Annotated in this window: 28 protein-coding genes; 9 read left to right on the top strand and 19 right to left on the bottom strand. The window is 41.9% G+C overall.

Annotation, left to right across the window (positions count from 1 at the left end; genetic code table 11):
* Positions 1-51 precede the first annotated feature (51 nt).
* Entirely contained in the window at positions 52-1,863 is a 1,812-nt protein-coding gene (locus tag MTF64_RS12210) for an assimilatory sulfite reductase (NADPH) flavoprotein subunit (protein WP_054983363.1), read from the bottom strand.
* Between the two features lie 306 nt (positions 1,864-2,169).
* Between MTF64_RS12210 and MTF64_RS12215 the strand changes: the two genes are divergently transcribed.
* Positions 2,170-3,801, top strand: a complete 1,632-nt coding sequence (locus tag MTF64_RS12215; protein WP_248451550.1) for an endonuclease — start codon at positions 2,170-2,172, stop codon at positions 3,799-3,801.
* 30 nt (positions 3,802-3,831) lie between these two features.
* Here the strand turns inward: MTF64_RS12215 and MTF64_RS12220 are convergent, their stop codons facing one another.
* Positions 3,832-4,428, bottom strand: a complete 597-nt coding sequence (locus tag MTF64_RS12220; RefSeq protein ID WP_248451551.1) for a hypothetical protein — start codon at positions 4,426-4,428, stop codon at positions 3,832-3,834.
* A gap of 113 nt (positions 4,429-4,541) precedes the next feature.
* The gene (locus MTF64_RS12225) at positions 4,542-5,015 is read right to left on the bottom strand and encodes a hypothetical protein (RefSeq protein WP_004588695.1); all 474 of its coding nucleotides are present in this window, start codon (positions 5,013-5,015) and stop codon (positions 4,542-4,544) included.
* A gap of 181 nt (positions 5,016-5,196) precedes the next feature.
* On the opposite strand from MTF64_RS12225, the gene MTF64_RS12230 reads away from it, so the two are divergent.
* On the top strand, positions 5,197-5,733 hold the full coding sequence (locus MTF64_RS12230; RefSeq protein ID WP_248451553.1) for a helix-turn-helix transcriptional regulator: 537 nt from the start codon (positions 5,197-5,199) through the stop codon (positions 5,731-5,733).
* Positions 5,734-6,059: 326 nt separating this feature from the next.
* On the opposite strand, the gene rpsQ is transcribed toward MTF64_RS12230, so the two are convergent.
* The 11 genes from rpsQ to rpsJ are packed head-to-tail and all read right to left on the bottom strand — an operon-like array spanning position 6,060 to position 11,026.
* A complete protein-coding gene (gene rpsQ / locus MTF64_RS12235) occupies positions 6,060-6,317 on the bottom strand; it encodes a 30S ribosomal protein S17 (RefSeq protein ID WP_004588693.1) in 258 nt (85 codons plus the stop codon).
* On the bottom strand, positions 6,317-6,508 hold the full coding sequence (gene rpmC, locus MTF64_RS12240; RefSeq protein WP_004588692.1) for a 50S ribosomal protein L29: 192 nt from the start codon (positions 6,506-6,508) through the stop codon (positions 6,317-6,319). The genes rpsQ and rpmC overlap by 1 nt, the downstream gene beginning before the upstream one ends.
* Positions 6,508-6,921: a 50S ribosomal protein L16 gene (gene rplP, locus MTF64_RS12245; protein WP_002957890.1), complete on the bottom strand. Its 414-nt coding sequence runs from the start codon at positions 6,919-6,921 to the stop codon at positions 6,508-6,510. The genes rpmC and rplP overlap by 1 nt, the downstream gene beginning before the upstream one ends.
* 12 nt (positions 6,922-6,933) lie before the next feature.
* Positions 6,934-7,635 (bottom strand): 30S ribosomal protein S3, encoded by a 702-nt coding sequence (gene rpsC / locus MTF64_RS12250; RefSeq protein WP_004588691.1) that lies wholly within the window; start codon positions 7,633-7,635, stop codon positions 6,934-6,936.
* 11 nt (positions 7,636-7,646) lie between these two features.
* Positions 7,647-7,979 (bottom strand): 50S ribosomal protein L22, encoded by a 333-nt coding sequence (gene rplV, locus MTF64_RS12255; protein ID WP_004588690.1) that lies wholly within the window; start codon positions 7,977-7,979, stop codon positions 7,647-7,649.
* A 14-nt stretch (positions 7,980-7,993) separates the two neighbouring features.
* Positions 7,994-8,272 carry a 30S ribosomal protein S19 gene (gene rpsS, locus MTF64_RS12260; protein ID WP_004588689.1) on the bottom strand — a complete coding sequence of 93 codons (279 nt, stop codon included), beginning with the start codon at positions 8,270-8,272 and terminating at the stop codon, positions 7,994-7,996.
* A 15-nt stretch (positions 8,273-8,287) separates the two neighbouring features.
* Entirely contained in the window at positions 8,288-9,112 is an 825-nt protein-coding gene (gene rplB, locus MTF64_RS12265; RefSeq protein WP_004588688.1) for a 50S ribosomal protein L2, read from the bottom strand.
* A 17-nt stretch (positions 9,113-9,129) separates the two neighbouring features.
* Entirely contained in the window at positions 9,130-9,432 is a 303-nt protein-coding gene (gene rplW / locus MTF64_RS12270; protein ID WP_004588687.1) for a 50S ribosomal protein L23, read from the bottom strand.
* Positions 9,429-10,034 (bottom strand): 50S ribosomal protein L4, encoded by a 606-nt coding sequence (gene rplD / locus MTF64_RS12275; RefSeq protein WP_004588686.1) that lies wholly within the window; start codon positions 10,032-10,034, stop codon positions 9,429-9,431. Before rplD ends, rplW begins: the two co-directional genes overlap by 4 nt.
* Before the next feature lie 17 nt (positions 10,035-10,051).
* Complete coding sequence (gene rplC, locus MTF64_RS12280; protein ID WP_004588685.1) at positions 10,052-10,687, bottom strand: 50S ribosomal protein L3; 636 nt, start codon at positions 10,685-10,687, stop codon at positions 10,052-10,054.
* Between the two features lie 27 nt (positions 10,688-10,714).
* Positions 10,715-11,026, bottom strand: a complete 312-nt coding sequence (gene rpsJ / locus MTF64_RS12285; protein WP_002957900.1) for a 30S ribosomal protein S10 — start codon at positions 11,024-11,026, stop codon at positions 10,715-10,717.
* Positions 11,027-11,439: 413 nt separating this feature from the next.
* Between rpsJ and plsB the strand changes: the two genes are divergently transcribed.
* Positions 11,440-13,878: a glycerol-3-phosphate 1-O-acyltransferase PlsB gene (gene plsB, locus MTF64_RS12290; RefSeq protein WP_029773518.1), complete on the top strand. Its 2,439-nt coding sequence runs from the start codon at positions 11,440-11,442 to the stop codon at positions 13,876-13,878.
* A gap of 195 nt (positions 13,879-14,073) precedes the next feature.
* Here plsB and tesB read toward each other — a convergent pair whose 3' ends face one another.
* On the bottom strand, positions 14,074-14,931 hold the full coding sequence (gene tesB / locus MTF64_RS12295; RefSeq protein ID WP_004588683.1) for an acyl-CoA thioesterase II: 858 nt from the start codon (positions 14,929-14,931) through the stop codon (positions 14,074-14,076).
* 79 nt (positions 14,932-15,010) lie between these two features.
* Between tesB and MTF64_RS12300 the strand changes: the two genes are divergently transcribed.
* A complete protein-coding gene (locus MTF64_RS12300) occupies positions 15,011-15,469 on the top strand; it encodes an EVE domain-containing protein (protein WP_064386703.1) in 459 nt (152 codons plus the stop codon).
* Between the two features lie 122 nt (positions 15,470-15,591).
* Positions 15,592-16,623, top strand: a complete 1,032-nt coding sequence (locus tag MTF64_RS12305) for a hypothetical protein (RefSeq protein ID WP_055255153.1) — start codon at positions 15,592-15,594, stop codon at positions 16,621-16,623.
* Positions 16,624-16,625: 2 nt separating this feature from the next.
* On the opposite strand, the gene MTF64_RS12310 is transcribed toward MTF64_RS12305, so the two are convergent.
* On the bottom strand, positions 16,626-16,832 hold the full coding sequence (locus MTF64_RS12310; RefSeq protein ID WP_004588680.1) for a hypothetical protein: 207 nt from the start codon (positions 16,830-16,832) through the stop codon (positions 16,626-16,628).
* A gap of 19 nt (positions 16,833-16,851) precedes the next feature.
* On the bottom strand, positions 16,852-17,919 hold the full coding sequence (locus tag MTF64_RS12315) for a potassium channel family protein (protein WP_096738920.1): 1,068 nt from the start codon (positions 17,917-17,919) through the stop codon (positions 16,852-16,854).
* Positions 17,920-18,144: 225 nt separating this feature from the next.
* On the opposite strand from MTF64_RS12315, the gene MTF64_RS12320 reads away from it, so the two are divergent.
* The gene (locus MTF64_RS12320; RefSeq protein ID WP_096738919.1) at positions 18,145-19,455 is read left to right on the top strand and encodes a TIGR00366 family protein; all 1,311 of its coding nucleotides are present in this window, start codon (positions 18,145-18,147) and stop codon (positions 19,453-19,455) included.
* Between the two features lie 44 nt (positions 19,456-19,499).
* On the opposite strand, the gene MTF64_RS12325 is transcribed toward MTF64_RS12320, so the two are convergent.
* Positions 19,500-20,516 (bottom strand): site-2 protease family protein, encoded by a 1,017-nt coding sequence (locus MTF64_RS12325; protein WP_054983958.1) that lies wholly within the window; start codon positions 20,514-20,516, stop codon positions 19,500-19,502.
* Between the two features lie 182 nt (positions 20,517-20,698).
* On the opposite strand from MTF64_RS12325, the gene MTF64_RS12330 reads away from it, so the two are divergent.
* Entirely contained in the window at positions 20,699-21,916 is a 1,218-nt protein-coding gene (locus MTF64_RS12330) for an EAL domain-containing response regulator (protein ID WP_004588676.1), read from the top strand.
* Positions 21,917-21,934: 18 nt separating this feature from the next.
* On the opposite strand, the gene MTF64_RS12335 is transcribed toward MTF64_RS12330, so the two are convergent.
* On the bottom strand, positions 21,935-23,011 hold the full coding sequence (locus tag MTF64_RS12335; protein ID WP_004588675.1) for a hemolysin family protein: 1,077 nt from the start codon (positions 23,009-23,011) through the stop codon (positions 21,935-21,937).
* A gap of 84 nt (positions 23,012-23,095) precedes the next feature.
* Here MTF64_RS12335 and MTF64_RS12340 point away from each other — a divergent pair, with 84 nt between their 5' ends.
* Positions 23,096-25,591 carry a S9 family peptidase gene (locus tag MTF64_RS12340; protein ID WP_248451554.1) on the top strand — a complete coding sequence of 832 codons (2,496 nt, stop codon included), beginning with the start codon at positions 23,096-23,098 and terminating at the stop codon, positions 25,589-25,591.
* Positions 25,592-25,770: 179 nt separating this feature from the next.
* On the top strand, positions 25,771-26,475 hold the full coding sequence (locus tag MTF64_RS12345) for a response regulator transcription factor (protein ID WP_004588673.1): 705 nt from the start codon (positions 25,771-25,773) through the stop codon (positions 26,473-26,475).
* Positions 26,476-26,566: the final 91 nt, after the last annotated feature.

Raw genomic sequence — 26,566 nt, forward strand, 5'->3', positions numbered from 1 at the left:
TAAATTTGTTACAGTGACGGCTGCTAGCTGTTAATAAAATAAGAAACGTGATTAATACACGTCTTTCTGATAGCGGTTAGCGCTACGTAAGTCTTTTAAATATTGCTCTGCGTCTTCGTAGCTTTTACCGGTGTTTTCGCTGATGATATCAACTAAGGCGTTGTGTACATCTTTTGCCATGCGGTTTGCATCACCACACACATAAAAATGCGCTCCTGCTTCTAGCCACTCAAAAATTTCTTTTGAGTTTTTGCGTAGTTTGTCTTGTACGTATACTTTTTCGGCTTGGTCACGGCTAAATGCAACGTCAACTTTGCTTAATAGGCCTGATTTTAAATAACCCTGAATTTCTACTTGATACAAGAAGTCTTGTGTAAAGTGTGGGTTACCGAAAAACAGCCAATTTTTGCCTTGTGCTTCTCGCGAGTCACGCTCTTGTAAAAATGCACGGAATGGCGCAATACCGGTACCTGGGCCAACCATAATAATGGGGGTATTATCATCGCTAGGTAAACGGAAGTTGTCGTTGTGCTCACTAAATACTTTAACTTTACACCCTTCTTCAGCACGGCGTGCTAAATAACCAGAGCAGCCACCTAAATGTTCGCTGCCAAAGGCGTCAAACTCAACTAAACCTACCGTTAAGTGCACTTCCTCTTCAACCTCGCTTTGGCTTGAAGCGATTGAGTATAAGCGCGCTTGTAGTTTACGTAGGCAATCTACTAAGGTTTGTGCGTCTATTTTTGCAGGGTTTTGTGCCACTACATCAAAAATTTGACGAGGCTCAATGTACTCACGCATAGCGGCTTTATCTTCTACAAGCTTTAGTAGCTCTGGCGTGCCCGTTGCAACTGCGTATTTTTCTACAAAGCCTGGGTATGACTGAGTAAGCTCTAACTTTTCGATTAATGCATCGCGAATAGGCAATGACTCTTCGCCCACTTTTACAAGTGTGCCTGAATCGATTTGCGTGTGTGTTAGTAGCTCATCTACGCGGGCTTCATCATTTAAAAAGTACACGCCTAATGAATCACCAGGTAAGTAGGTGATGTCTGAGCCTTCAAGCGAAATCTCAACATGGCGTACATCTTTAGTAGAATCGCGCCCTGTAATTTTTTGTACGGTAACAAGCTCTGCTGCAAATGGGTTTTGCTTAGTGTATTGGCTTGCTGCAGCTGTTGGCGCGCCAAATGGCATTGATACAACTTGGCCGCCAGCAGCATCTTGCTGCGCTTTTAAATCAGGTTCGAATGCATCAAGTGCACCGGTGATCCAAGTGGCTGCTTCATCATCGTAATCAACATCTAGGTCGGCACGTTGGAAAATAGTTTCTGCGCCAAGTTTGTTTAAACGCTCTTCAAAGTCTTTTGCTGTTTGGCAGAAAAACTCATAGCTAGAGTCGCCTAAACCCAGTACCGCGACTTTAACGCCATCTAACTTAGGTGCTTTTTTGGTAGTTAAAAATTCATACAGTGTTTCAGCATCTTCAGGTGGCTCACCTTCACCGTAGGTAGATACAACAACGGTTAAAAACTTTTCTTTTTTCAGGGCTGTAGGTTTGTAGTCAGACATGCTCACAAGTTTTACAGCTAGACCGCGCGACTCTGCTTGCTCTTTAAGCTTAGTCGCCACACCTTTTGCATTACCTGTTTGCGAACCATACAAAATAGTAAGTGGCGCAGCATCGCTTGCAGCCGCTGTAGGCGCTTGCCCACCAAGAGCCGCAGAATTAGCATTTGCAGCTAAGTAACCACTTACCCACGCTTGCTGAATCGGATTAAGTTCTGCTACTAAGCCTTGCAGCTTTTGTACTTGCTCTTGCGATAGCGGGCTTGCCGCTGCGTTAAGTTGACCTAACAACATGAATTTGTTCCCCATAACCCTGAAAATTACATACAGCCCACATGGTGCGCTGTTCAAAATGAGTTTTACCTCACCCAGAGTAACTCTGCTGAGGTTTTATTAGTGTGCAGGATAGCGGGCTATGCGGTGAGAAAAAAAGAATAGAATCTGCTTTGTTATTCCATTTAGTTATTAATTTATATAAAGACCTTCAAAAACAGCTTAAAGGCTTATTATTGCTATTTTATTAATTTTGTATTTAACAAATTTGTAACCTTGTGCAGATAGTGTATGTTATTTACTCAACTATAAAAAATAGGAACAATCATGTCACACGGGACATACAAAAATAAGTTACTTAGCACGGCATTACTGATTGCCGCCACCCCAGCAATGGCCAATGTCGCAAATGGCGGATTTGAGCAGTGGACAGGCAATGCGCCTGACGCGTGGACCACAATTGATAGCGGTATTAATGTATCGCGCTCAACCAGTATCGTAAATAACGCAAACAGCGCGGCGGCTATTAATGTGACCACCGGCTCGCAAAGCAATACCGACTTATTACAACAAGTTAGTGTGGAGGCGGGCAAAACATATGATTTCTCAGTGGATGTATATCACACTGAAGGAAGCATAAGGGCCCGCCTGTATGTAGATGGCTACCAAGGGTACTCTAACCAAGCGCAAACTAACCAGTGGCAAACAATTAGCCACAGTTATACGCCTAGCAGTAATAAAACCATTAATGTTGGTTTACGTTTTTACGATATGAGCGGCTTTGATGGCAATGAAACCGTTTATGTAGATAATTTTTTGCCTAATACAGATGGCGGCGCTTCAGGCAGCTGTAACGACCATAGCCTTACTTTAACACTTAATACCGATAACTACGGCAGCGAAACCAGCTGGGTGGTTAACAACAGCCAAGGTAGCAGCGTAGCCAGTGGCAGTGGTTATGCCTCTAACACACAATATAATGAGCAACTATGTTTAACTGATGGCGCATACACTCTAGTTATAAGTGACAGCTATGGCGACGGTATGTGCTGTAACGTAGGTAATGGTAATTACGCGCTCACTCAGGGCAGCACCACACTTGCCAGTGGCGCAAGTTTTAATAACACAGATAGTACAACTTTTGAATTAAGCGATAGCTCTGGTGGTGATACTGGCGGTGGCACTAACCCAACACCAACAGGTTATTACGTAACAACTCAGGGTTTATCTGGCTATGCATTAAAAACTGAGCTTTATAACATTATCAAAAATCACAGCTCGCAAGGTTACTCAGCTATTTGGAACTTTTACGATTCTTCAGCACGCGATAAATACTTTGAAAACGATAACAGTATTTTAGATATGTATAGTGAAAAGCCAAATGGTAGCGACAGCTATATTTACACCGCGGTGAGCGATCAGTGTGGTACTTATAACAGTGAAGCAGATTGCTATAACCGCGAGCATTCGTTCCCTAAAAGCTGGTTTGGCGGCACAAATGAGCCAATGAATTCAGACGTGCACCACATTTATGCAACCGACGGTTATGTAAACTCAAAACGTAGTAACTACCCTTTTGGTGAAGTGGCTAGTGCATCATTTACATCAACAAACGGTAGTAAAGTCGGTTCAGCAGCAAGCTCTATTAATTACTCAGGTACGGTGTTTGAGCCAATTGATGAGTTTAAAGGTGACTTTGCCCGCGCTTATTTTTACATGGCAACCCGCTACGAGAATGTAATAGGCTCGTGGGAAAATAACACAACTGCCAGTAATGCAGTCCTTAATGGTACAAGCAATCAAGTATTCGAAAACTGGGTAGTAGCTATGCTACTTAACTGGCATAACGCCGACCCTGTTAGCCAAATGGAACTTGACCGTAACCAAGCAGCTTATGAGTTTCAAGGTAATCGTAATCCGTATATCGATCACCCTGAATTTGTTGAGATGATTTGGTAATAGCTTGGTTATAACTTTTTAGCCCCAGCATTAACTGGGGCTTTTTAATAACTGTACTTTTTGTTTAGCAATAAGTGACGCTACATACTGCTTTTCTAAATCCCACGGATGACGCTTCCAACCCTTAAAACCAAAACCGATAATATGCACCTGTGCTTGCTGCTTTAAAAAGTGCTCAATAGCTAACATTCCCGAACTGGGTGTTTTAGCTTTAAAAGCAGGTTTGCCAAACGTATATAAGTGTTTTAATAATGCTGTTTTATCGTGCTGGGCGATTCGACTCACGTTTGCACGCGGGCTATATTTGCGTATTATTTCATCGCCATGGTCAATACAGCCCCTGCGGTTAATTAGCTTATAAAAGGGTTGAGTAAATAAGTTAGGTTTTGGATCAGTGATCATGACATTTTTCAGCTGCGTTATATCTATATCTGGAAACGCTGCGCAAAGCATTGCGCCTTGCTTACCTCGTCCCACTAGCCATAAATCAGTACATTTACGGCCTAAGTATGCAGGCATGTTTGCACACATATTAAAGCGCACCACTCTATCAAAGCTGTTTAGGGCTTTACTTACATCCTTTTCGACGGGGCCATTACCTATAATTAACACTGTTTGCTTAGCCATACTACGCTCCTTGTACCTTTATTAGCGCATACTAACGTGCACGCCACACTTTACCAGCAAACTTATATTAAACTTTTTTTGCAGCCACTCACTGTGCGGTAAACTAACAGGCATTACTTTTGATTTAAGGCCTGCTCTGCACGTTCTATTGATTCGTAGCGTTTACCTGTAATTTTTATCAGCCATACTTTATCTGTAAAGGTGCGGCTTAAATACACTGTTTGCCCATTTGGGATTTGCGGCATAAAGGAAGAAATAGATTCCCACTTGCCATCAACCTGCTCTTTTAGCTTCAAGCTAGCGTTAAAGTGCGACCCCTCTGCGTTAGGCTTTACTTCAAGCGCCGTCATTTGCGTATCATCACCAATTTCTATCATTGCACTTTTATTTAATAGCGTGAGTAGCTGAGGTTGATGCGTAGGGCTTAGATTTTTTAAAGCCTGCTCTATTTTACTATCTACGGTAATCTCATTCTGTAATTTATAAATACTGGCCTTAATTGCAAAAACAGGCTCTGCGTAACTGGGGTTTATAAAAAACAGTGAACTGATAAGCACTAAAATAGCGCTAGTAAATTTATTCGGCATATTATATCTCCTTATTAAAATCGAATTGAGCATACCTTATATTTTATTAAATTTAATATAAGCTATTAATATTCATAATATTCTTTATATTAATAAGCATGAATATACGCTTTTAGACTATTTATAAATACTAATTTTAGCGATAATAAAACGCTTAACGAATCAAATAAGAGCAGAGGGTATGCAAGCGTTAGGAATGGAGTTAAAACGCCTTAGAGCAAATAAAAAGTGGACTCAGGCTTATGCAGCGCGTGAAATTGGAATTCAACAGTCGTACCTTTCAAAGCTTGAAAATGGACAGTTTATCCCCTCAACTGAGGTAATTGAAAAGCTTAAACTTTGCTATGGCGAAGGCTGTATTGATAAATGCCTACCTATAAGTTCAGCGATACATAAGCCCTCAAACATCACTTTAATTATGAGCCTGACTTTATTTATGTGTGGGCTGATAGCGTGGTTGTGTGCAACATATGAAATTTTTTATCCACAAACCTACTTTACCTATCAAGCAAAGCTAGGTGACTTTTTAGCCTTTAACGTCACTCAGCAATACCAAGGCGAACGCTTTATTGAGGGGGATGTGACCTATCAAATTGTAGGAGAAAGGCAAGTCAGTCGAATCGAGAACCGCTTCCTAGTGGTAGGCTCTGCCGTGTGCATATTAATATCTATTGTTGCAGCTTTACTCTCGCAAAGGCATAGGTTTGGTAAATTATAGAGCTGTTATTTAGTTGTTCTTGGCAATTACTCCAGTATTACTCTACCTCAAACATCTATACAGTCGTACATCAGAAATTTGTATCTGTCGCTATAAATGCCTAATAACTTAACACGATTGGTATTATTTTCGATTAGAATTAGGACTATTACGTATTCGTGGCGTGCTTTTTTTCAAGTGTTCTAGTCTCAACCCAAGCTACGGCGCTTCACTTCACTGCGAGCAGCTGAGAACTGAAAGCTTCAAACTTACAGCTTTTTTAAACGCAAACAAAAAGCCCCGGCTAAAGCCAGGGCTTTTTTTACAAAACTTACTTAATTTAAAAATTAAGCTTGTTTTGGACTAGAAACAACGTCTACTAAAGTCCAAGATTTATTCTTAGAAATTGGTGCGCATTCACGGATAGTAACTACGTCACCCGCTTTTGCTGTGTTGTTTTCGTCATGTACGTGTAGCTTAGTAGTACGTTTGATGAATTTCCCATAGATTGGGTGCTTCACGTAACGTGCGATAGCAACAGTGAAAGATTTTTCCATCTTGTCGCTTACTACACGGCCTTGAAGAGTACGAATTTTATCGCTCATTATTGACCTGCCTTCTGGTTAATAATTGTTTTTACACGCGCGATATCGCGACGTACTGTTCTTAGCGTGTGTGTCTGAGCTAACTGACCAGTGCTTGCTTGCATGCGCAGGTTAAACTGCTCACGAAGAAGTCCTAGAAGTTCAGCATTTAGCTCTTCTACGCTTTTGTCTTTTAGTTCGCTTGCTTTCATCACATTACCGTCCGAGTTACGAAAGTTGTTTTGAATGGCAGTTTACGAGCTGCAAGGTCAAACGCTTCACGAGCAAGCTCTTCAGAAACACCTTCCATTTCGTAAAGTACTTTACCAGGCTGAATTTCAGCAACCCAATATTCAACAGAACCTTTACCTTTACCCATACGAACTTCAAGAGGCTTTTCTGTGATCGGCTTGTCAGGGAAGACACGGATCCAGATTTTACCTTGACGTTTCACGTGACGCGTCATAGCACGACGAGCTGCTTCGATTTGACGAGCAGTCATGCGGCCACGACCAGTAGCTTTCAAACCGAAAGTACCGAAGCTTACTTTGTTACCGTTTTGCGCTAAACCGCGGTTGCGGCCTTTGTGCATTTTACGGAATTTTGTACGTTTTGGCTGTAACATTACTCGCTACCTCTACTTAGCACTTTTCTTGGCTTTCTTTGGTGCGCGTTTAGCTGGCTTCTCTTGCTCTTGTACTAGTGGTAAACCACCAATAACTTCGCCTTTGAAGATCCAAACTTTAACACCAATGATACCATAAGTGGTTAAGGCTTCAGAAGTTGCGTAGTCGATATCAGCACGAAGAGTATGTAGAGGTACACGACCTTCACGATACCATTCTGAACGTGCGATTTCTGCGCCGCCAAGACGACCGCTAACTTCAACTTTGATCCCTTTAGAACCGATGCGCATTGCATTTTGTACCGAACGCTTCATAGCGCGACGGAACATAACACGACGCTCTAGCTGAGAGGCAATGCCGTCTGCTACTAGTTGTGCATCTAACTCTGGTTTACGTACTTCAGAAATATTAATCTGAGCAGGTACACCTGCGATCTTAGTTACCGCTTGACGTAGCTTTTCAACGTCTTCGCCTTTTTTACCGATAACAACACCCGGACGAGCCGTGTGAATTGTTACGCGGATCGATTTTGCTGGACGCTCAATAACGATTTTAGACACAGAAGCCGCTTTTAATTCCTTTGTAAGGAAAGTACGTACTTTGTGATCGCCAAAAAGCTGATCAGAGAAATCTTTAGAACTCGCGTACCAGGTAGAAACCCAAGGTTTAGATATACCTAGGCGAATACCAGTAGGATGAACTTTTTGTCCCATTACTTATACTCCTAGCTATCTGAAACCACAACAGTGATGTGGCTTGTACGCTTAAGGATGCGGTCTGCGCGTCCTTTAGCACGTGGCATAATACGTTTCATTGTAGGACCATCGTCCACAAAAATCGTAGTTACACGAAGCTCATCAATGTCAGCACCTTCGTTATGCTCTGCGTTAGCAATAGCAGACTCAAGTACTTTTTTAACTAATACAGCCGCTTTTTTCGGGCTGTACGCCAGGATTTCTAGAGCGCGATCGACAGGTAGTCCGCGGATCTGATCTGCAACTAGACGAGCTTTTTGCGCCGAACCAGAGGCGAATTTATGTTTAGCTAATGCTTGCATTTATCATTCCCCTCTTAGCGTTTCTTCGCTTTCTTATCCGCAGCATGGCCACGGTAAGTGCGAGTTGGTGCAAATTCACCTAGTTTGTGACCGATCATTTCGTCAGAAACGAAAACTGGTACATGCTGGCGACCATTATGGACAGCAATGGTCAATCCGATCATGTTAGGTATGATCATTGAACGACGGCTCCAAGTTTTAATTGGCTTCTTTTCACCGCTTTCCAAAGCTTTCTCTACCTTCTTCAGCAAGTGTAGGTCTATAAAAGGACCCTTCTTGAGAGAGCGTGGCATGGCTATTCCTCAATATTACTTAGTACGACGACGTACTATAAATTTATCCGTACGCTTGTTCTTACGCGTCTTAGCACCTTTAGTAGGCTTACCCCATGGAGACACAGGATGACGACCACCAGATGTACGACCTTCACCACCACCGTGTGGGTGATCAACCGGGTTCATGGCAACACCACGAACTGTCGGACGAATACCACGCCAGCGATTTGCACCTGCTTTACCAAGTGAACGAAGCATATGCTCAGCATTGCCTACTTCACCTAGCGTTGCACGACAATCAGATTGTACTTTACGTACTTCGCCAGAACGAAGACGTAATGTTACGTATTGACCATCACGCGCAAGGATTTGAACGTATGCACCAGCAGAACGTGCGATTTGAGCACCTTTACCTGGTTTTAATTCTACGTTGTGAACAGTCGAACCTACAGGCATGTTACGCATAGGTAATGCATTACCAGGCTTGATTGGTGCATCAACACCAGACTGGATTGCATCGCCAGCTTTTAAGCCTTTAGGTGCGATAATGTAACGACGCTCACCGTCTGCATATAATACAAGAGCGATGTTTGCGCTACGGTTTGGATCATATTCCAAACGCTCAACAGTGGCTGGAATGCCATCTTTAGTACGTTTAAAATCGATTAAACGGTAATGATGCTTATGACCACCACCGATATGACGAACCGTAATACGACCATTGTTATTACGACCACCTGATTTAGAGTTTTTCTCTAATAGTGGTGCGTAAGGTTTACCCTTATGTAAATCTGGGTTAACCACTTTAACTAGGTGACGACGACCCGCAGAAGTTGGTTTACACTTTTGAAGTGCCATAATTCTAACTCCCCTTATTACTCGGCGCCGCCGACAAAGTCTAGCTCGCTACCTTCTTTAAGAGTAACGTAAGCTTTCTTCCAGTCGCTACGACGACCGAAACGCATGCCAGTACGTTTTGTTTTACCCTTAACGTTAAGTGTGCGAACACCCGTTACTTCTACTTCAAAAAGCTTCTCAACTGCTGCTTTAATTTCAGCTTTAGTTGCGTCATTTGTTACTTTAAAAACAATAGTATTGTTTTCTTCAGCAGCAATTGTGCTTTTTTCAGAGATATGTGGAGCAAGGATCACTTTTAAAAGACGTTCTTCACGGATCATGCTAGCGCCTCCTCAAGTTGCTTAACAGCAGCAGCTGTAATAAGTACCTTGTCGAAAGCAATTAAGCTTACAGGATCGATACCAGCTACATCACGCGTGTCAACCTTGTACAGGTTACGTGCCGATAAGAAAAGATTTTCATCTACTTCTTCAGTCACGATAAGAACATCTTTAAGCTCAAGTTCTTTAAGCTTAGAAACTAGTTCTTTAGTCTTTGGTGCTTCAAGACCAAAGCTTTCAACAACGATTAAACGCTCTTGACGAACTAATTCAGATAAGATGCTTTTGATCGCACCGCGGTACATTTTACGGTTTACTTTTTGGCTGTGGTCTTGTGGTTTAGCTGCGAAGCTAACGCCACCTGAACGCCAAATTGGACTACGGATTGTACCAGCACGTGCACGGCCAGTACCTTTTTGAGCCCATGGTTTTTTACCACCACCGCTTACTTCAGAACGTGTCTTCTGAGCACGAGTACCTTGACGAGCACCTGCTGCGTATGCAACAACTACTTGGTGTACTAATGCTTCGTTAAACTCACGTCCAAAAGTAGCTTCAGAAACTTCAAGAGCGCCAGAAGCGTCTTTAATTGCTAATTCCATCACTAAATCTCCAGGACTTATGCTTTAACAGCTGGTTTAACGATAACGTCACCGCCGATAGCGCCAGGTACTGCACCTTTAACTAAAAGCAAGTTACGCTCAGCGTCAACGCGAACTAGTTCTAAGTTTTGAGTCGTTACACGCTCAGCACCCATATGACCGGCCATTTTCTTACCTTTAAACACCTTACCAGGTGATTGGTTTTGACCGATTGAACCAGGAGCACGGTGAGATAGAGAGTTACCGTGAGTAGCGTCTTGCATGCTGAAATTCCAGCGCTTAACACCACCTTGGAAACCTTTACCTTTAGAAGTACCGGTTACGTCAACTTTGTTGATTTCGTTGAATAATTCAACAGTAAGCTCAGCGCCTACTTCAAAATCGCCTTCACCACCATTTAGGCGGAATTCCCACAGACCGCGACCCGCTTCAACACCAGCTTTAGCGAAATGACCCGCTGCTGCTTTGTTTACACGGCTTGCTTTTTTAGTGCCTGCGGTTACTTGAAGCGCGTTATAACCGTCTGTTGCGTCAGATTTGATCTGAGCAATGCGGTTAGGAGTCGCTTCGATAACTGTCACAGGGATAGATACACCATCTTCAGTGAAGATACGTGTCATACCCACTTTACGACCGACTAGACCTAATGCCATTTTCCTATAACCTCTCTAATCTTTCGATTAACCCAGGCTGATTTGAACATCAACACCAGCAGCAAGATCTAAACGCATTAATGCGTCAACAGTCTTGTCAGTTGGTTCTACGATGTCGATCAGACGTTTATGGGTGCGGATCTCGTACTGATCACGCGCATCTTTGTTTACGTGCGGTGAAGTTAGTACAGTAAAACGTTCAAAGCGTGTAGGTAGTGGGATTGGACCACGTACTTGTGCGCCTGTGCGTTTCGCAGTTTCCACGATTTCCGCCGTTGATTGGTCAATCAAACGGTGGTCAAAAGCTTTTAGGCGAATACGAATGCGTTGATTTGACATTCTTAAACCTCAATATAAAGAGCATTTAAAGAGCATAAAAAAACGACCGAAACAATCTTAATAATTAAGATGCCGGTTGTTGATTTATATCTACGATGAGTTCCAAATCGGAACTCCTGTTTATTAGCTTGAAATCCAAGCTTAATTTATCCCTTCAAGTTCCAGAGGAATCTTGAAAGCCTGCGTATTATAGTGATATTGGTGATAAATGCAACAACTAATTGCAAATTAATTACGGGTGTAAGGCTGCCCAAATAACCGCCATTGGTTATTTATAGCTATAATTGAACTGCTCAGCACCAAATTAGTCTTATGTTTATAATTTAACCGATTACGCAAATTACAGGATTTTATAGATATTATGGTATCCTATGCGCTAATTTTGCTTTTAATACTCTCAATATGGTGAGTCGATGCGTTTATTAAATTATTGTTTGAATTTTCTTACTAGCTGCGTAAGCCGTGTTTTGGTAAAAAGTAAGGTCCTTCCCCAAAGCCCTATAGAACAATATGACCTTAATCCTGAACACCCTACTTTTTATATAGTACGTTTAAATTCGCGTTTCGATTTAGCTGCGCTTACTAATGTATGTAAAAAGCATGGTTTGCCTAACCCATGCGAATATCAAACGTTAGGAAACCAAGAGCTGGCACGCTTTATTGGTATTAAAAATCCGCCGCCTTTATTTGGCGATACCGCGAAACCGACCGCCGCTTTATCGCAGGGTAAGCAAATAGTTGAGCATTTATTAAATAGCGGGCAAAAGAATGTACAAGTGGTGCCGGTAACTATTTTATGGGGGCGCGACCCAGGTAAAGAAAAGCCAGGCATTCGTACCTTAATTACCCACTCTCTTACACCTAGTTGGTTCAGAAAATTCTTTGTTGTGCTGTTTTCTGGGCGCGATAACTTTATTCGCTTTAGCCAACCACTCGATTTATCACTTATCGTGAACGAAAAAGCCGATGTAAATGAGCTACCACAAAAACTATTACGAGTTGCTCGGGTGCACTTTAAACGTCAAAAACTGGCCGCTACGGGCCCTAAAATGCCCTCGCGCGAGCAATTATTTAACTCACTTTTGGCTTCGCCGACAATAAAAAAAGCAATTCAAGATGAAGCAAAGTCAAAAGGAATAAGCCAAACAGAAGCCCGTCAAAACGCGTTAAAACTACTAGATGAAATTGCCGCTAATTACTCTGAGGCAATGATACGTGTAGGCGACAGAATTTTAACGTGGCTGTGGACTAAGCTTTATAACGGTATAGATATAAAATACACCGAGCAGATTCATGAGCTAACAAATAAAGGTCACGAGATAATCTATATGCCGTGTCATCGCAGCCACATGGATTACTTGTTACTTACCTATGCCATATACCATCAAGGTTTGGTGCCGCCGCATATTGCCGCGGGCATTAATCTTAACTTTTTCCCTGCCGGTGGTATTTTTCGCCGCTCAGGGGCGTTTTTTATCCGCCGCTCGTTTGCCGGTAATAAACTTTACTCAGCCGTATTTAAAGAATATTTAAGCCAACTATTTATTAAAGGTTACTCAGTTAAGTTTTACACTGAAGGCGGGCGCAGCCGCACAGGCCGATTACTACCGCCAAAAACCGGTATGCTCGCCATGACATTGCAAGCAATGCTACGTGGCATAGACCGCCCGGTTTCTATTGTGCCGGTATACATTGGCTATGAACATGTAATGGAAATCAATACCTACTTAAAAGAGCTTGCCGGTAAAGATAAAAAAGGCGAGTCCATTTTTGGTATTTTTAAAGCCATTAAAAACCTTAAAAATTACGGCCGTGGTTACTTAAACTTTGGCGACCCTATTTCTATAAACCAATACTTAAACGACAACCAACCTGATTGGCGCGATGCAATACACCCTACCGATGTGCAAAAGCCGCAATGGCTAGGCCCTCAAGTAGCCGCATTGGCCGACCAAGTAATGGTAAAAATTAATAATGCCGCAGCACTTAACGCTGTGAATTTACTGGCTATGATTTTGCTAGTTAACGACAAACACGCGTTAAGTAAGCCTAAGCTGTTAGCGCAACTAGATTTTTACTTACGCCTACAACGCGATGCAAGCTATAGCGATAAAGTCACCGCCCCCGATGAAACACCAGAGCAGCTATTAACGCACGCCATTAAGCTTAATAAGTTTGATGTTATTAGCGATGAATTTGGCGAAATTATTGCAATTAACGATAAAGAAAAAACCCTGTTTAACTATTATCGTAATAATATTTTGCACTTATTTGCTGTGCCAAGCCTTATTGCTTTGCACTTATTTAAGCAACACAGTAGTACGGTAGAGCAATGCCAAAAGCTTGTTTCTGCTTTTTACCCTCTGTTTGCAAAAGAATGGTATTTACAGCCGCTAGATGAAAACTACATAAGCCGTATTTTGGCTAACTTTAGCGATCAAAACTTAATTGAGCTTGATGGCGATACCATTCATGTTACTAACACGAATGATTCGTTAGCCAAACTTGAAATGCTAGGAAGGTCGCTTAGCTTTACGTTGCAACGTTATGCTATTGTTGTGGGCTTTATTCAAACCAGTAACGGAATTGAAAAAGCCGAACTAGAGCGTGAAAGCCAAGTACTGGCAAACCGTTTAGGCACCTTACACGGCATTAAAACCCCGGAGTTTTTTGATAAAAAAGTACTGGTAAGCTTTATTGATAATTTACGCGGTGAACTGCTAATTACTGAAGGTGAAAATGGTATTCACGGTAGTACACAACTGTGTGAAATATACATGTACTTAAAAACCTTATTACCTGCACGTATATGGCAATCGGTTAGCGACATAGTGCAAGATCAATGTAATTAGCGAGTTGCTGTAATTTAAGCTCTAATTAAACACCATTAAAAAAGCCTCAACATTTAACATGTTGAGGCTTTTTTGTACGTTTAGTTATTAAACAGCAACGCTACATAGAGACTCTTATCTCTTGGCAAAACCTTTAGCGAAAGCACTGCTAATTTGCGCTTAACGGCCAGTCTATTACCAGTAAGTCTAATCAAATTAACGCTGGCGCATCACCCCTTCTTGAATCGTTGATGCGACTAAATTACCTTGGCGGTCAAAAAACTGGCCTCTTACCAAGCCTCGCCCAGAACTAGCACTTGGGCTGTCTATGGTATATAAAATCCAATCGTCCATTCTAAATGGGCGGTGGAACCACATAGCATGGTCAATCGTTGCCACTTGCATATTTGGCTGCATAAACGATACGCCATGGGGCTGTAATGCCGTAGGTAAAAACTCAAAGTCAGAGGCATACGCTAATAAGTAATTATGAATGCGTTGATCGTCGGGCATATCGCCATTGGCTTTAATCCAAATGTGCTTTACGGGCTCAATAACCTCTGGCTTAAATGGGTTATGAAAAGTAACCGGACGCATTTCAATGGGCATTTCGCGTATAAACTTATTACGGATCACCTCGGGTATGTGGTGGGCGTTTTCTTGATAAAACTCAAGCGACGAGCGAAGCTCCTCTGGTGGCGGTACATTAGGCATGGTTGCTTGATGCGATAAGCCTTCTTCTTCACCCTGAAACGACGCAGTCATATAAAAAATAGGTTTACCGTATTGAATAGCGCTTACTCGGCGGGTGCTAAAGCTTTTACCATCGCGGATGGTTTCTACGTCGTAAACAATCGGTTTTGCGGCGTCGCCGGGGCGTAAAAAGTAAGAGTGTAATGAATGAACAACACGTCCTTTTGGTAGCGTTTCTTTTGCAGCAGACAATGCCTGCCCCATTACTTGACCACCAAATACCGCTCTAAACCCTAAATCTTGGCTTTGCCCACGATATAAACCTTGTTCAATTTCTTCAAGTGACAATAACGATAATAAATCATCTAATACTTGGCTCATTTGCTGTTCTCTCAATCCCCAGATAAGCTAATGATACTATACAATGCAGCTATGTAAATCTAACTAAATGAGTAACGCTATGAATTATTGGCTATTTAAAACTGAGCCCGACGCTTTTTCGATTGATGACTTAAAAACAGCGCCGCAACAAACCACCCTGTGGGAAGGCGTGCGTAATTATCAGGCACGTAACTTTATGCGTGACGATATAAAATTGGGTGACTTAGTATTTATTTACCACTCTAGCTGCAAACAAGTAGGCGTTGTGGGTATAGCCACTGTTACTAAAGAAGCCTACCCCGACCCAACCCAGTTTGATTTAAATAGTGACTATTACGATGCGAAAGCGACGCCCGACAAGCCACGCTGGTTTGTAGTTGATGTAACCTATAAAAGCCATTTAAACAAACGCGTAAGCTTAAAAGACATTAAAGCAAACGAGGCTATTACCGAGTTAGCCCTTAAAAAAGCAGGCCGCCTTTCGGTAATGCCAGTCACACAAAACGACTGGGAGCAAATAATAGCCATGAGCAATTAAGCTCAGTAAGCAAATATCAAGCTGTAATAGTAGCTAACCATTAACGGGCTAAAGCTTGGCTATGTTTGACCTCATTTGGCCGTGTTTGATACGATCCCCCGCGAGTTATAATTGGGGGATTAATGAAACTACTGTATTGGTTAGATGAATGGTTAACGCTTTGCCGTGATGAACAACAAACTAAGCTGCCTATGTGTGGCGGCGACCTACTCGGCGATGTGTATGTAAAATACGAATTTGTTGATTTAAATAAGCCCCTGCTTTTTACTTTCTCCCCCGCGGGCACCAACGTCCAAGAACACGACCTAACCGATGACTTTGCCCCTTGGGGCTATCACTTGGCGCAAAAACAAAATGTTAATGTTATTTCGTTCCAACATTTAGGCAAAAGCAATTGGTTTAGAAGCCGTAATTTAATCTTCTTTTTGGAGCAGCTATCAAGCTTACTTACACCGTTTAAGTGCCGCTTAGGCTATGGCCTTAGTCGCGGTGGTTTTGCTGTTGGCGCGTTTGCTAAATTACTTAAATTAGATCAGGTTTTATTTTTTCATCCTGTTAGCACCAAAAACACCGAAACAGTTCCGTGGGACACCCGCTCCAGCACAGAGCTTGCGCAGCAATTTGATTGGCAAAGTGAGTATAACGACCTCGATTTAGGCCATGCTAAGGGGTATATAATTTATGACCCCACCAATAAAATAGACCGCCTACATGCTAAGCGGTACCCACAACTGACTCATTTAAGAGTGTTTGGTATGGGCCACGGTACCCACGCAAGCTACCTCACTAAGTTTGGCTTTTACAAACAAGTGGCTGTTGACTTTATACGCCACCAGCAGATTGATATAGCGCAGTTTCGTTTGCAAACCAAAACCTTGCGCTTAAAAGAAGAGTATTATCAAAGCCTAAATAAGGCAAATGCGAGTTCGCCTCACCGCTTGGCGTTATTAAGTACAGCACATCAAATTTTAGCAGATGAAAAAGAAGTGCATGTGCAAGAACATCAGGCCAAAATAGATATTCAGCCGTTAATAGATGTGGCACTTAAACATCAAGATGAACACCCAAATGATGCTATTCAGTTATTAGAAGTTGCCCAACAAATAGTGCCAGATGATCCGCTGGTTGAGCACAAGCTCAAGCAGCTAGAATAGACCTATGACGGTTTATTCTTCTTTCTTTTTTTGTGACCATGCTTGGGCACAATCGTAAAATACATAAAAAGCCCCAACCACGAAAAAATAATTACGCCTAATAACCAGCCGTTTTTTTCGTGGCCTTGGGTGCGCTTACTATTAACCACTATCACCACGGGTAATATATAAGCGCTTAAAATAATTATTAAAAATACTACTTCATTCATTATTTAACCTAAGCCTTGGTTATTTGGCCAAGCTTTGCCAATCTACTTCATTTGTTAGCACACGTTCAAGGGCAATGTAGTGCAGGATATCGCCCGCATTTACCTTGTAATCAAGTGGCGGATTTAAATCCATATTTTGTGCACTTAAGTTATGCGCCACCCCTAACAAAATAGCATTATAGTCATGCTTAAAATGATGAAATAAAGTACCAAACTCCATCTCTTCGCATTCACTTGGAATAGCTAGGCTAAACTGCGTGTCGCCGTGCAATGTAGATAATAGCTCTTCTTGTACTCGACTCGAGCCTGGGTCTTGCATTGAGCGTACTAAAATCTCAGCCGACTTAGCGCTACTACACTCCACATTTTGGCAATGCTCAAGCAACATATCGACCTTGGTTTCATCTAAAAAGTGCGCACTAATATGGCACTCATCTTTAACTAAACGGCTAATACGCAGTGCCGTTGTAAATGTTTGGTCGTCATCTTGCCCATCAATAATAACTTTGTCGGCACGGTTAATAGCTACGCGCTCAAGCTCTTCTATATCGGTAAAACTTGTTAGGCGGGCAAAGTCGACATTTTCGTTAGTTAAAAATGGGTGATCCATTTGCTCAGTCACCGCCAACAAAATACGGCGGTCGGTACGTTTGGTATCGGCCAGGATATAATCAATCATTTTTTTTGTTCGGGTATCGTGCCAACCAAAAATAATAATGTGGTTGTTACTGTGAGCAAAGTTTTTATCACCAGTCATAGCGCGCCTAATTAAGTAAGTCACTGTTTGCCCTGTTTTTCCTAACAGAACACCAAATAAAGCTAATCCAAACGGAATTTGTATTAAAGCCACTACCCAACGCCCCAGCTCGCTGGTTGGGCTAAAATCGCCGTAACCCACTGTTGAGGTAGTTACTGTGTAGTAGTAAAAAAAGGTCGTAAACGAGGTAAGCGCTTGCTCATTTGCAATAAATAGCAGCCCCCAAGTCACTAACATATGAGCAAGTATTGCAAGCACCACGGCTTGCCAGCTCAGCTGATCGATATGAGCACGAACAAGTAGCGCTAGCCTCTTAAATATTACCGGCATGATACAAAATCTTTGTTAGTAAATTATCTATAAACAGTACGTTACTGTAAGCCATGCTTTTAAGCAACGTTTAAGCCTTTAAGTAAGGCCTGTTACCCTTTTAGGATTAAATTTTGTTCAACCTATAAGATACTCAGACCCTAAAATATAAGACTAAATGCGGGTTTGCTAATGTGCTAAGAGCATGATTAATTATAATAAGACTAAAAAACACACAGACACATTATGCTTAATAAAATTGCCACACCGTTTACCAAATTAGTAGAGCGCTACTTACCTGACCCTTTTATATTTGTCATATTGCTGAGCTTAATTACTTTACTCTCTGCCAGTATTTTTACCCCCGCAACACATATTGAAGTTATTAACGCATGGGGGAGTGGTTTTTGGAACCTGCTTAGCTTTGCCATGCAAATGCTATTAGTGCTGATTACAGGTTACATGCTAGCAAGCACGCCCATTATCAATTCGTTATTAAACAAACTGGCGGCGCTTGCTAATTCAGCGCCAAAAGCGATTATTTTAGTCACGCTTATTTCGCTATTAGCCAGCTGGCTTAATTGGGGGTTTGGCTTAGTTATTGGGGCTTTATTTGCCAAAGCAATTGCAAGGCAAACACAGGTCGATTACCGCCTATTAGTTGCCAGTGCTTATTCTGGCTTTGTGGTGTGGCATGGCGGCTTAGCAGGCTCAATTCCGCTTACGATTGCTACCGAAGGGCACTTTTCACAAAATAGCATTGGCATAATTAGTACCGAGCAAACCCTGTTTGCTGGCTTTAACATAGCCATACTTATTGGCTTATTTATTATTATGCCGTTGGTTAACCGCTACATGCTACCCAGTGATAAAAACAGCGTATATGTAGACCCAGCACTTATTAAAGAGCCCCCGCCCGTACATGAAAAAATTACTCGCCCTGCTCAGCATTTAGAACACACAAAGCTGCTTGGCATTTCGATTGGTTTACTTGGCCTTTGCTATTTAGGGTATTACTTTATAGTTGCAGGCGGTAGCCTAAACCTAAACAGCATTATTGCTGTGTTTTTGTTTTTAGCCATTACCTTGCACCAAACACCCCATAACTTGCTTAATAGCTTGCAACAAGCAATTCCCAGCGGGGCGGGTATTGTCATTCAATTTCCGTTTTACGCAGGTATTATGGCTGTGATGGTCGACAGCGGTTTAGCGCAGCAAATATCGCGTGGTTTTATAGCTGTTGCTGATGCCGATAGCTTGCCATTTTTTAGCTTTATAAGTGCAGGGCTTGTTAATATGTTTGTACCTTCTGGTGGCGGCCAATGGGCAGTACAAGCACCTATTGTTATACCCGCAGCGCAAGAGCTGGGCGCCGATATATCACGTGTTGCTATGGCTGTTGCGTGGGGCGATGCGTGGACCAATTTAATTCAACCCTTTTGGGCTTTACCGGTATTAGCCATTGCAGGGTTAAAAGCGAAAGACATTATGGGGTTTTGTGTAGTGCAGTTATTTGTAACGGGGGTATTTATATCGCTAGTGCTGAGCTTTTACTAACCCTTAATAACGCGCAGTATTTAGGTATACTGCGCGTATAGCGATTAGCTTGATAAAATCGTCATCGGCAGGCTCAGTATTGGGTTTTCTGAATCTGCAAAGTGCATCATTACTGCCACATGGCCTGCAACTACAATAGCGTACATAGCGGCTGAAAAACCTTGGCCGTATTTATCAAGCGGCAATAAATGCGAGTAATGTCGGCCGCGCCATTCAAATACGATTTCCAGTGCGCCCACAAACAAAAAGAATACCAGTAACATTAAACCAAATGTATAACTAAGCCATAAGCCAAATAACACGCCCAATAAGCACACACTTAAACCGACCCAAGATCGCATTGAAAAGCTGATACTTTTTAACACATGTCCGCCATCAAGCGGTAAAATAGGCAAAAGGTTAAACAAATTCAATAAGGCACTGAGTACTGCAACGCCGGCAAATATATCCATTTCGGTGGCGTAATATAAAACCACACCCAGCACTGAGGTAAATAAACCAAACGCTGGCCCCATGAGTGATATAACTACATCTTGCCAGCGCGTTGTTATTTTATCGTCACTAACAGCCAATCCGCCTACAAAAGGAATAAGGTAAATACCCTTGGTTTTTATGCCAAAGTATTTCATGGCTCTAACGTGTCCGTACTCATGTACCACTAAACAGGCAATTAGCATTAGTGCAAATTCAATACTAAATAACCAGGCATAGCCGGCAACCGATGCACTCGCTAAAGCCACCTTAATTACTTTTGCACTTTTAAATAATTTAAAGCCCAGTGCCGCTAGCCCTAAAAAGCCTTTTTTGGGCTGGCTATTTACCGGCGCAGGTAAAGCTAGTTCAGTAGCAAACACACCATCAACAAATAACGATAAAGACTGCTCATGAACATGTGAGCTATCAATCCCTATTTGCTTATTATCTAAAGTAAATTCGGCGTAATGCTCTTTGGGTGTTGTAAAGCTTATGGCCTGTTGATTATGAAATATTTGTACTATTTTATGCCCAGATACCATTAGCGTTAATGGTTGCTCTGCAAGCATGAGATCGATTTTTATCATGACTAAAACCAGTTAAAACAATGGCGCTAGTATACCGATGAATTTAAAAAACACGAATTGCCTTAAACTATAAGCGCAAAAGCACTTAGAAGATAAAAAATAATATAAAACTAAGCTGACAAAAGGCTGATCAGGCGCTATTTTTACAGTACTAATATATTAAGCAGTTACAAGGATAGAGCATGTCGATTTCGGTACCCAATATTTTAGTTGTGGATGACTCAAAGGCGATTTTAATTGTTATGGAGGCCATTTTAAATGAGCTAGGAGTCTCGAATAAAGTTACAAAATGCCTGAGTGCTCAGCAAGCGCTAACTCACGTAACCGACGATATAAACTTTTACGACATTGTATTTACAGACTTAAACATGCCTGAAATGGATGGTATGGAGTTTATAAGAAAACTAGGCGAGCTTAATTTTACAGGCGCAGTAGTTATAATTTCGGAAATGGATCATAAGGTTATTAACCTAGCCGCCAATTTAGCGCGCCATAGCAATATTCATTTAGTCGCAAATTTAGCTAAACCCGTGCAACTTAGCCAAGTAAAAACCGTTTTACAAAAAGCAAAGCACTTAGCAGTACATAACGACCTTTCTCATGCCTCTATTTCAGAAAAAGCATTGCATGAGGCAATCAATTTAAACGAGATAATCCCTTACTATCAGCCAAAAATAAATTCTCAAACCAGCGAAATAGAAAGTATTGAGGTGCTAGCGCGTATCGTTAAAACGCACACTGGCGAAATTATCTCGCCCAATCGGTTTATTTCGTTATCGGAGCAGTCGGGGCTAATTAATCAAATTACCTTTAGCTTATTTGAGCAAGCCACCAGCGACTTAAAAGCTATACGAACAAACATTGCTGCGCACCTAAAACTGGCTTTTAACCTATCTCCCACACAATTAGATGATTTAAGCTGTCCCAACAAGCTGATGCTTATATTGCAGCTCAATGAGCTATCACCTAGTGATATAATTTTAGAGATTACCGAGCAACATGCGCTGTCTAGCCTTTCTCAACTAGAAACCTTAAACAGATTAAGAATGCATGGCTTTGGCATATCATTGGATGACTTTGGTGTAGGTTTTACCAACATGAATCAGATTAAGCGTCTGCCTTTTACTGAAATAAAAATTGACCGTACACTTATTAGTAATATTGAAACAGATCAGTTTTCGCAAGTGGTGGTCAGCTCACTGGTTGATATTGCCAGTCAAGAGCAACTAGCCCTTGTGGCCGAAGGCGTAGAGCGCGCCGAAGAATCGCTCTACTTAAAAAACTACCGCACTAATTTAGCCATGCAAGGATTTTTGTTTACCTGCCCTAAAGCCAAAGACGATTTTATAGAGTGGGCACTAAACTGGGTAAATACGACGGGGGGCACAATTAAACGCTAACCTTCAACCCCGTCGTAATTATTTATTATCTCGGGGCGTGTCGTCATCTTCACTAACTATGTGCTCGCTGCTTGCTAAACGCTGGCGCCAGCGCTGCTTGGCGACCATACGCATATTGGTCGATTGGTCGCGCTCATCAACAATTTCAAGCCCCATAAGGGCTTCTATCATATCCTCTAGGGTTACAATGCCTTGCACATCACCGTATTCATCAACAATTAAACATATGTGAGTACGCTGTTTAAGTAAGGTTTGTAGTAGCGATGACACATTATGCCCTTCGGGTACCGTATGAATAGGCTTAACTAATTTGCTAATTTTATAATCGGTACCTAAGCGGTGATAAGCCAACATAATGTCGTTTTTATGCACAAAGCCAATTATGTCATCGGCGTCTTTATCAAATACTAACACGCGCGAAAATGATGACGAGCCATGCTCGCTCATGTACTGATCGACCGTTAACCCTTTATGCACTTTATACAGCACAGTACGCGGCGTCATTAAGTCGGTTAATTTAGCATGCCTAAAATGTAAAAGGTTGCGGATTATTTCTGACTCATCGGCATGGATTGCCCCAGTTTCGGTGCCTATATCTGCCATGGCTTCTATTTCTTGGCGAATATAAAAAGCCTCATCGTGCTTGGCCCCCATTAAATTAGTAAGCTTTTGAGCAAGCCACACAAATGGTTTTAGCGATATCACTAAAAAGCGTAAAGAATAGGTCACGCTAGGGGTTAAGGCACGCCAATAATTGGCCCCTAAGGTTTTTGGAATAATCTCTGAAAGTACCAATACTAAGAGTGTCATTATGGCAGAGGCAATTCCTACTGCCGCATCTGAAAAAACCACAGCGGCTTGCGCACCCACACCTGCAGCACCGGCGGTATGGGCCACTGTGTTAAGCGTTAGTATTGCAGCAAGCGGTTGATCTACATTATTTTTTAGTTTTTCGAGCTGCTTTGCAAGTTCAGGCTGTTTTTTGCGTAATAGCGCCACATAGCTGGGCGAAATACTTAACAGTACAGCTTCCATTACAGAGCATAAAAAAGAAATAACAATGGCAGCAACCATGTACACAATCAGTAAAGTCACTTTTTCTCCGATGAGTTGAACATATGGGCATGGTAACAATACATGCTATATTTGGCCAAATAACTATCAATAATAGGCACAAATATGAGAATTAGCTCACCTTGGACCACAAAAAATAAATTACTAAAACAAGCAGCTACCTTTTTTGCTCTTGGCAGCTTGAGCTTGACAGCAATAGCAGCCCCGCTTGATAAATCAAATATCGAGTTTATTGGCCCTTTAGGCGAAAACATGCAAGTTAAGCCCTTTCAAACACCACACGGCCAAGTCATTATTAATAACTTATTAGAGCAGTTGCAACGTAATACGCAAAGTGTGTCTGTATTTGGTAAAAAGCATAGCTGGCAGCCGTTTAATAAAGTAAACGCACTTACTTTAGGTGGCCTACAAGCGCTTAAGTTCAATATTGAAACAACCCGCTATAGCCAAGGCACATTAACTATAAAAGGGATAGAGAACGCTCAGTTGTTTATTGATGCCAAACTTCAAAAAGGCGATAACCACACATACTCTTTATCGTTAACTAATGGCTCTCATAGTGTGATTGTAGTGGCGCAACAAGTGGCTAACTGGAACAACGTTTCTCTCGATTTTGAACCCAAAGCCGACACTGACAACATTACAATTAACACCTCTACAACTAAGCGACTTTCGGCCGAGCAACTTTTTGATGCACCCACCATTAGTGGACTTTCTTTAGCGCCCGATGCTAAGCAATACGTTACCAGCACGCGCAGCTATTCAAATAAAACAGCTAACCAAGCAAACGTGGTAACTGAGCTTAAAAATAGCCAAAATCAAACCTTGTATCGTTTTGAAGGCCAGCAACCAAGCAATATGGTATGGAGCCCCAATAATCAATTTTTAGTTTATATGCTAGGGAGTGAGCTAAAACAGCTAAACCGTAAAAACCTCAGCATTAAAACATTGGCTAGTGAGCTTGAAGGCGCAAGTAACTTTAATTTTTATGATAATAACAGCCTTATTTTTAGCTGGTCTAAAACCCCCGAAGACAACAACAGCTTAACTAAGCACTACAAAGGTCTTCAAGATAGATGGTCATACGCACGCAACGTAAGTCAGCTCTATATGTTAGACACCAACAGCGGCTTAACCAAAGCGCTTAGCCAAGGCCCTATTTCGCATAGCTTTGAAGATGCAAACACTAATCGTGGCAAAGTATTAATGAGCCGCCAAGTTATGGTTATGCAAGCCACCACCCACCCAGAAACTGAACTGGTGGAACTTGACTTACAATCGAATAAAATAACCTCTTTTGGTAAATTTAAAACCTTTAACCATGCAAAGTACGCCAACAAAGATGTGTACGTTGTTGCTGGCCCAGATTTTAAAAATGGCGCAGGCCGTGCCCTTCCAAAAGGGATGTTAGCTAATAATTACGACGGCCAATTATACTTACTTAGCGATAACGGTAAAAACGTAAAAGCCCTTAGTAAGCAGTTTGACCCCGCTATAGGTGAATTACATGTGCTTGATAATGGCGATGCGCTTATAAAAGTAACCGAGCAAGATACCCAACCTTTGTATTTATATGACTTGAGCAAACAGCGCTTTAAAAAACTTAATACGGGTTTAGATATCGTTGAGCAATTTAGCTACTCGCACGAGAGAAACCCGCAAGTGCTACTAAGCGGTACCACAGCATTCACCCCTCAGCAGCTTAAACGCTTAAATATAAGTAAAAATAAAACAGACCTAATCTGGGACTCTAAGCCGCTTGCCTACGCTAATACACAAATACCGACTCTGGAAGAGTTTAACTTTACAAATAAAGACGGCGTAGAAATTACAGGGCGTGTGTACATCCCTACCAACTTAGATAAAACTAAAAAACACCCTGCACTTGTCTATTACTACGGTGGCACCTCACCGGTTACCCGTGGTTTTACAGGGCGCTACCCATTCAACTTGTGGGCAGCAAATGGCTATGTTGTTTATGTATTACAGCCAACAGGGGCAACTGGTTTTGGGCAAACATTTTCTGCTCAGCACGTTAACGCCTGGGGCGATTATACCGCTAGCGATATAATGCAAGGTACGCAGGCCTTTTTAAAAAAATACGATTTTGTTGATAGCAAAAAAGTGGGTAATTTAGGTGCCTCATACGGAGGCTTCATGACCATGCTACTTGCCACCAAAACAGACATGTTTAGTGCATCTATTGCGCATGCGGGTATATCAAACTTAACCTCGTATTGGGGCGAAGGTTGGTGGGGGTATTTATACTCAGGCGAAGCATCAAAAAATAGCTTTCCGTGGAATAACGCTTCGCTTTATAGCGATCACAGCCCTGTATTTCATGCCGATAAAGTAACGACCCCTTTACTACTGTTACACGGCGATGGCGATACCAATGTACCTGTTGGCGAAAGCTTAACCATGTATACCGCCTTAAAGCTTTTAAATAAAGACGTAGAACTTATTGAATATAAAGGCGCCGACCATCAAATTTTTGCTCGTGATAAACGCTTTGATTGGTGGAACACCATGCTTGCTTATTTTGATAAACAACTAAAAGGCGAACCACAGTGGTGGGACGCAATGTATTCAGATAAGTAACACAGCGCTCAGCACATTTTTAGCTAAATGTGCTGAGCTTTCTCACATAAACAGCAACCTTAGGTAAGCCGCCTTTTATATCTGAAACATAAAGTTACCGAAAAGTTACACCGCCCCCTTCTCAGCATTTAACGATTGGTGCTACCATACAGAGCTATAAATATACAAAAATAAGTCCTATGGCAATTAACGTTTTATTGGTTGAAGACGACGAGCTACTCGTTAAGCGCATCCAAAATCACTTTACAGACACCGAATTTTCGATAGAAATAGACCCCACAGGTGCCGATGCCCTAAACATAGTTAGGCAACGCGTAAACCTGCGCAGTGCTATTTCTCTTGCCATTATTGATATTGTATTACCCAAGCGTGATGGGTTGCAGCTTGCCAAAGAGCTCAACACTTTGACCGATATTGGCGTGATTGTTTTATCTAGCCGCGACTCTCAAGCCGATCGTATTGCAGGGCTTGCTCAAGGTGCTGATGACTATATTTGTAAGCCTGTTGATTTATTAGAACTTGAGCTGCGCATGCGCGCACTTTATAAACGTATTGCAATTAATCAAGACGATGATGAAAGCGAAGAGTTTATAGAGTACGCCGACTTTAAACTCCACCCCGATAACCGCACATTAATTACCTCATCAGGTATTGAATCGCGCTTAACCGAAGCCGAGCACAAAGTGCTAATTTGTTTAATTAGCAACGCAGGCAAAGCAACCTCGCGAGAAAAAATATCAGAAGAAATAGGCCAACCAGATTGGAGCCCAAATGACCGCACTGTGGATGTTTTAATTGGCCGTTTGCGTAAAAAACTATACGATGAAAAAGACCAAAAACGCATTGTAACCGTGCGCGGCAAAGGTTACATGCTCTCAATTTAGCGCATTAAAATTTTAAACGCAGAAAAACGCAGCAAGCACCGAGCTTATCACCTCAAAATAATTAAACATTATTGCGGTTCGGTATTATTTC

Source organism: Pseudoalteromonas sp. 2CM41L (genome assembly GCF_023161905.1).
GTDB classification, from domain to species: Bacteria; Pseudomonadota; Gammaproteobacteria; order Enterobacterales; family Alteromonadaceae; genus Pseudoalteromonas; species Pseudoalteromonas atlantica.

Coding starts and splice junctions, on each gene's coding strand:
- MTF64_RS12215 (WP_248451550.1), top strand. CDS start 2,170: ATGTCACACGGGACATACAAAAATAAGTTACTTAGCACGGCATTACTG.
- MTF64_RS12320 (WP_096738919.1), top strand. CDS start 18,145: ATGCTTAATAAAATTGCCACACCGTTTACCAAATTAGTAGAGCGCTAC.
- rplP (WP_002957890.1), bottom strand. CDS start 6,921: ATGTTACAGCCAAAACGTACAAAATTCCGTAAAATGCACAAAGGCCGC.
- rplC (WP_004588685.1), bottom strand. CDS start 10,687: ATGGCATTAGGTCTAGTCGGTCGTAAAGTGGGTATGACACGTATCTTC.
- rplW (WP_004588687.1), bottom strand. CDS start 9,432: ATGATCCGTGAAGAACGTCTTTTAAAAGTGATCCTTGCTCCACATATC.
- rplD (WP_004588686.1), bottom strand. CDS start 10,034: ATGGAATTAGCAATTAAAGACGCTTCTGGCGCTCTTGAAGTTTCTGAA.
- rplV (WP_004588690.1), bottom strand. CDS start 7,979: ATGCAAGCATTAGCTAAACATAAATTCGCCTCTGGTTCGGCGCAAAAA.
- MTF64_RS12220 (WP_248451551.1), bottom strand. CDS start 4,428: ATGGCTAAGCAAACAGTGTTAATTATAGGTAATGGCCCCGTCGAAAAG.
- rpsC (WP_004588691.1), bottom strand. CDS start 7,635: ATGGGACAAAAAGTTCATCCTACTGGTATTCGCCTAGGTATATCTAAA.
- MTF64_RS12210 (WP_054983363.1), bottom strand. CDS start 1,863: ATGTTGTTAGGTCAACTTAACGCAGCGGCAAGCCCGCTATCGCAAGAG.
- rpsS (WP_004588689.1), bottom strand. CDS start 8,272: ATGCCACGCTCTCTCAAGAAGGGTCCTTTTATAGACCTACACTTGCTG.
- MTF64_RS12305 (WP_055255153.1), top strand. CDS start 15,592: ATGAAACTACTGTATTGGTTAGATGAATGGTTAACGCTTTGCCGTGAT.
- rpmC (WP_004588692.1), bottom strand. CDS start 6,508: ATGAAAGCAAGCGAACTAAAAGACAAAAGCGTAGAAGAGCTAAATGCT.
- rpsQ (WP_004588693.1), bottom strand. CDS start 6,317: ATGAGCGATAAAATTCGTACTCTTCAAGGCCGTGTAGTAAGCGACAAG.
- MTF64_RS12345 (WP_004588673.1), top strand. CDS start 25,771: ATGGCAATTAACGTTTTATTGGTTGAAGACGACGAGCTACTCGTTAAG.
- tesB (WP_004588683.1), bottom strand. CDS start 14,931: ATGAGCCAAGTATTAGATGATTTATTATCGTTATTGTCACTTGAAGAA.
- MTF64_RS12325 (WP_054983958.1), bottom strand. CDS start 20,516: ATGATAAAAATCGATCTCATGCTTGCAGAGCAACCATTAACGCTAATG.
- MTF64_RS12310 (WP_004588680.1), bottom strand. CDS start 16,832: ATGAATGAAGTAGTATTTTTAATAATTATTTTAAGCGCTTATATATTA.
- plsB (WP_029773518.1), top strand. CDS start 11,440: ATGCGTTTATTAAATTATTGTTTGAATTTTCTTACTAGCTGCGTAAGC.
- rpsJ (WP_002957900.1), bottom strand. CDS start 11,026: ATGTCAAATCAACGCATTCGTATTCGCCTAAAAGCTTTTGACCACCGT.
- MTF64_RS12340 (WP_248451554.1), top strand. CDS start 23,096: ATGAGAATTAGCTCACCTTGGACCACAAAAAATAAATTACTAAAACAA.
- rplB (WP_004588688.1), bottom strand. CDS start 9,112: ATGGCACTTCAAAAGTGTAAACCAACTTCTGCGGGTCGTCGTCACCTA.
- MTF64_RS12225 (WP_004588695.1), bottom strand. CDS start 5,015: ATGCCGAATAAATTTACTAGCGCTATTTTAGTGCTTATCAGTTCACTG.
- MTF64_RS12330 (WP_004588676.1), top strand. CDS start 20,699: ATGTCGATTTCGGTACCCAATATTTTAGTTGTGGATGACTCAAAGGCG.
- MTF64_RS12230 (WP_248451553.1), top strand. CDS start 5,197: ATGCAAGCGTTAGGAATGGAGTTAAAACGCCTTAGAGCAAATAAAAAG.
- MTF64_RS12300 (WP_064386703.1), top strand. CDS start 15,011: ATGAATTATTGGCTATTTAAAACTGAGCCCGACGCTTTTTCGATTGAT.
- MTF64_RS12315 (WP_096738920.1), bottom strand. CDS start 17,919: ATGCCGGTAATATTTAAGAGGCTAGCGCTACTTGTTCGTGCTCATATC.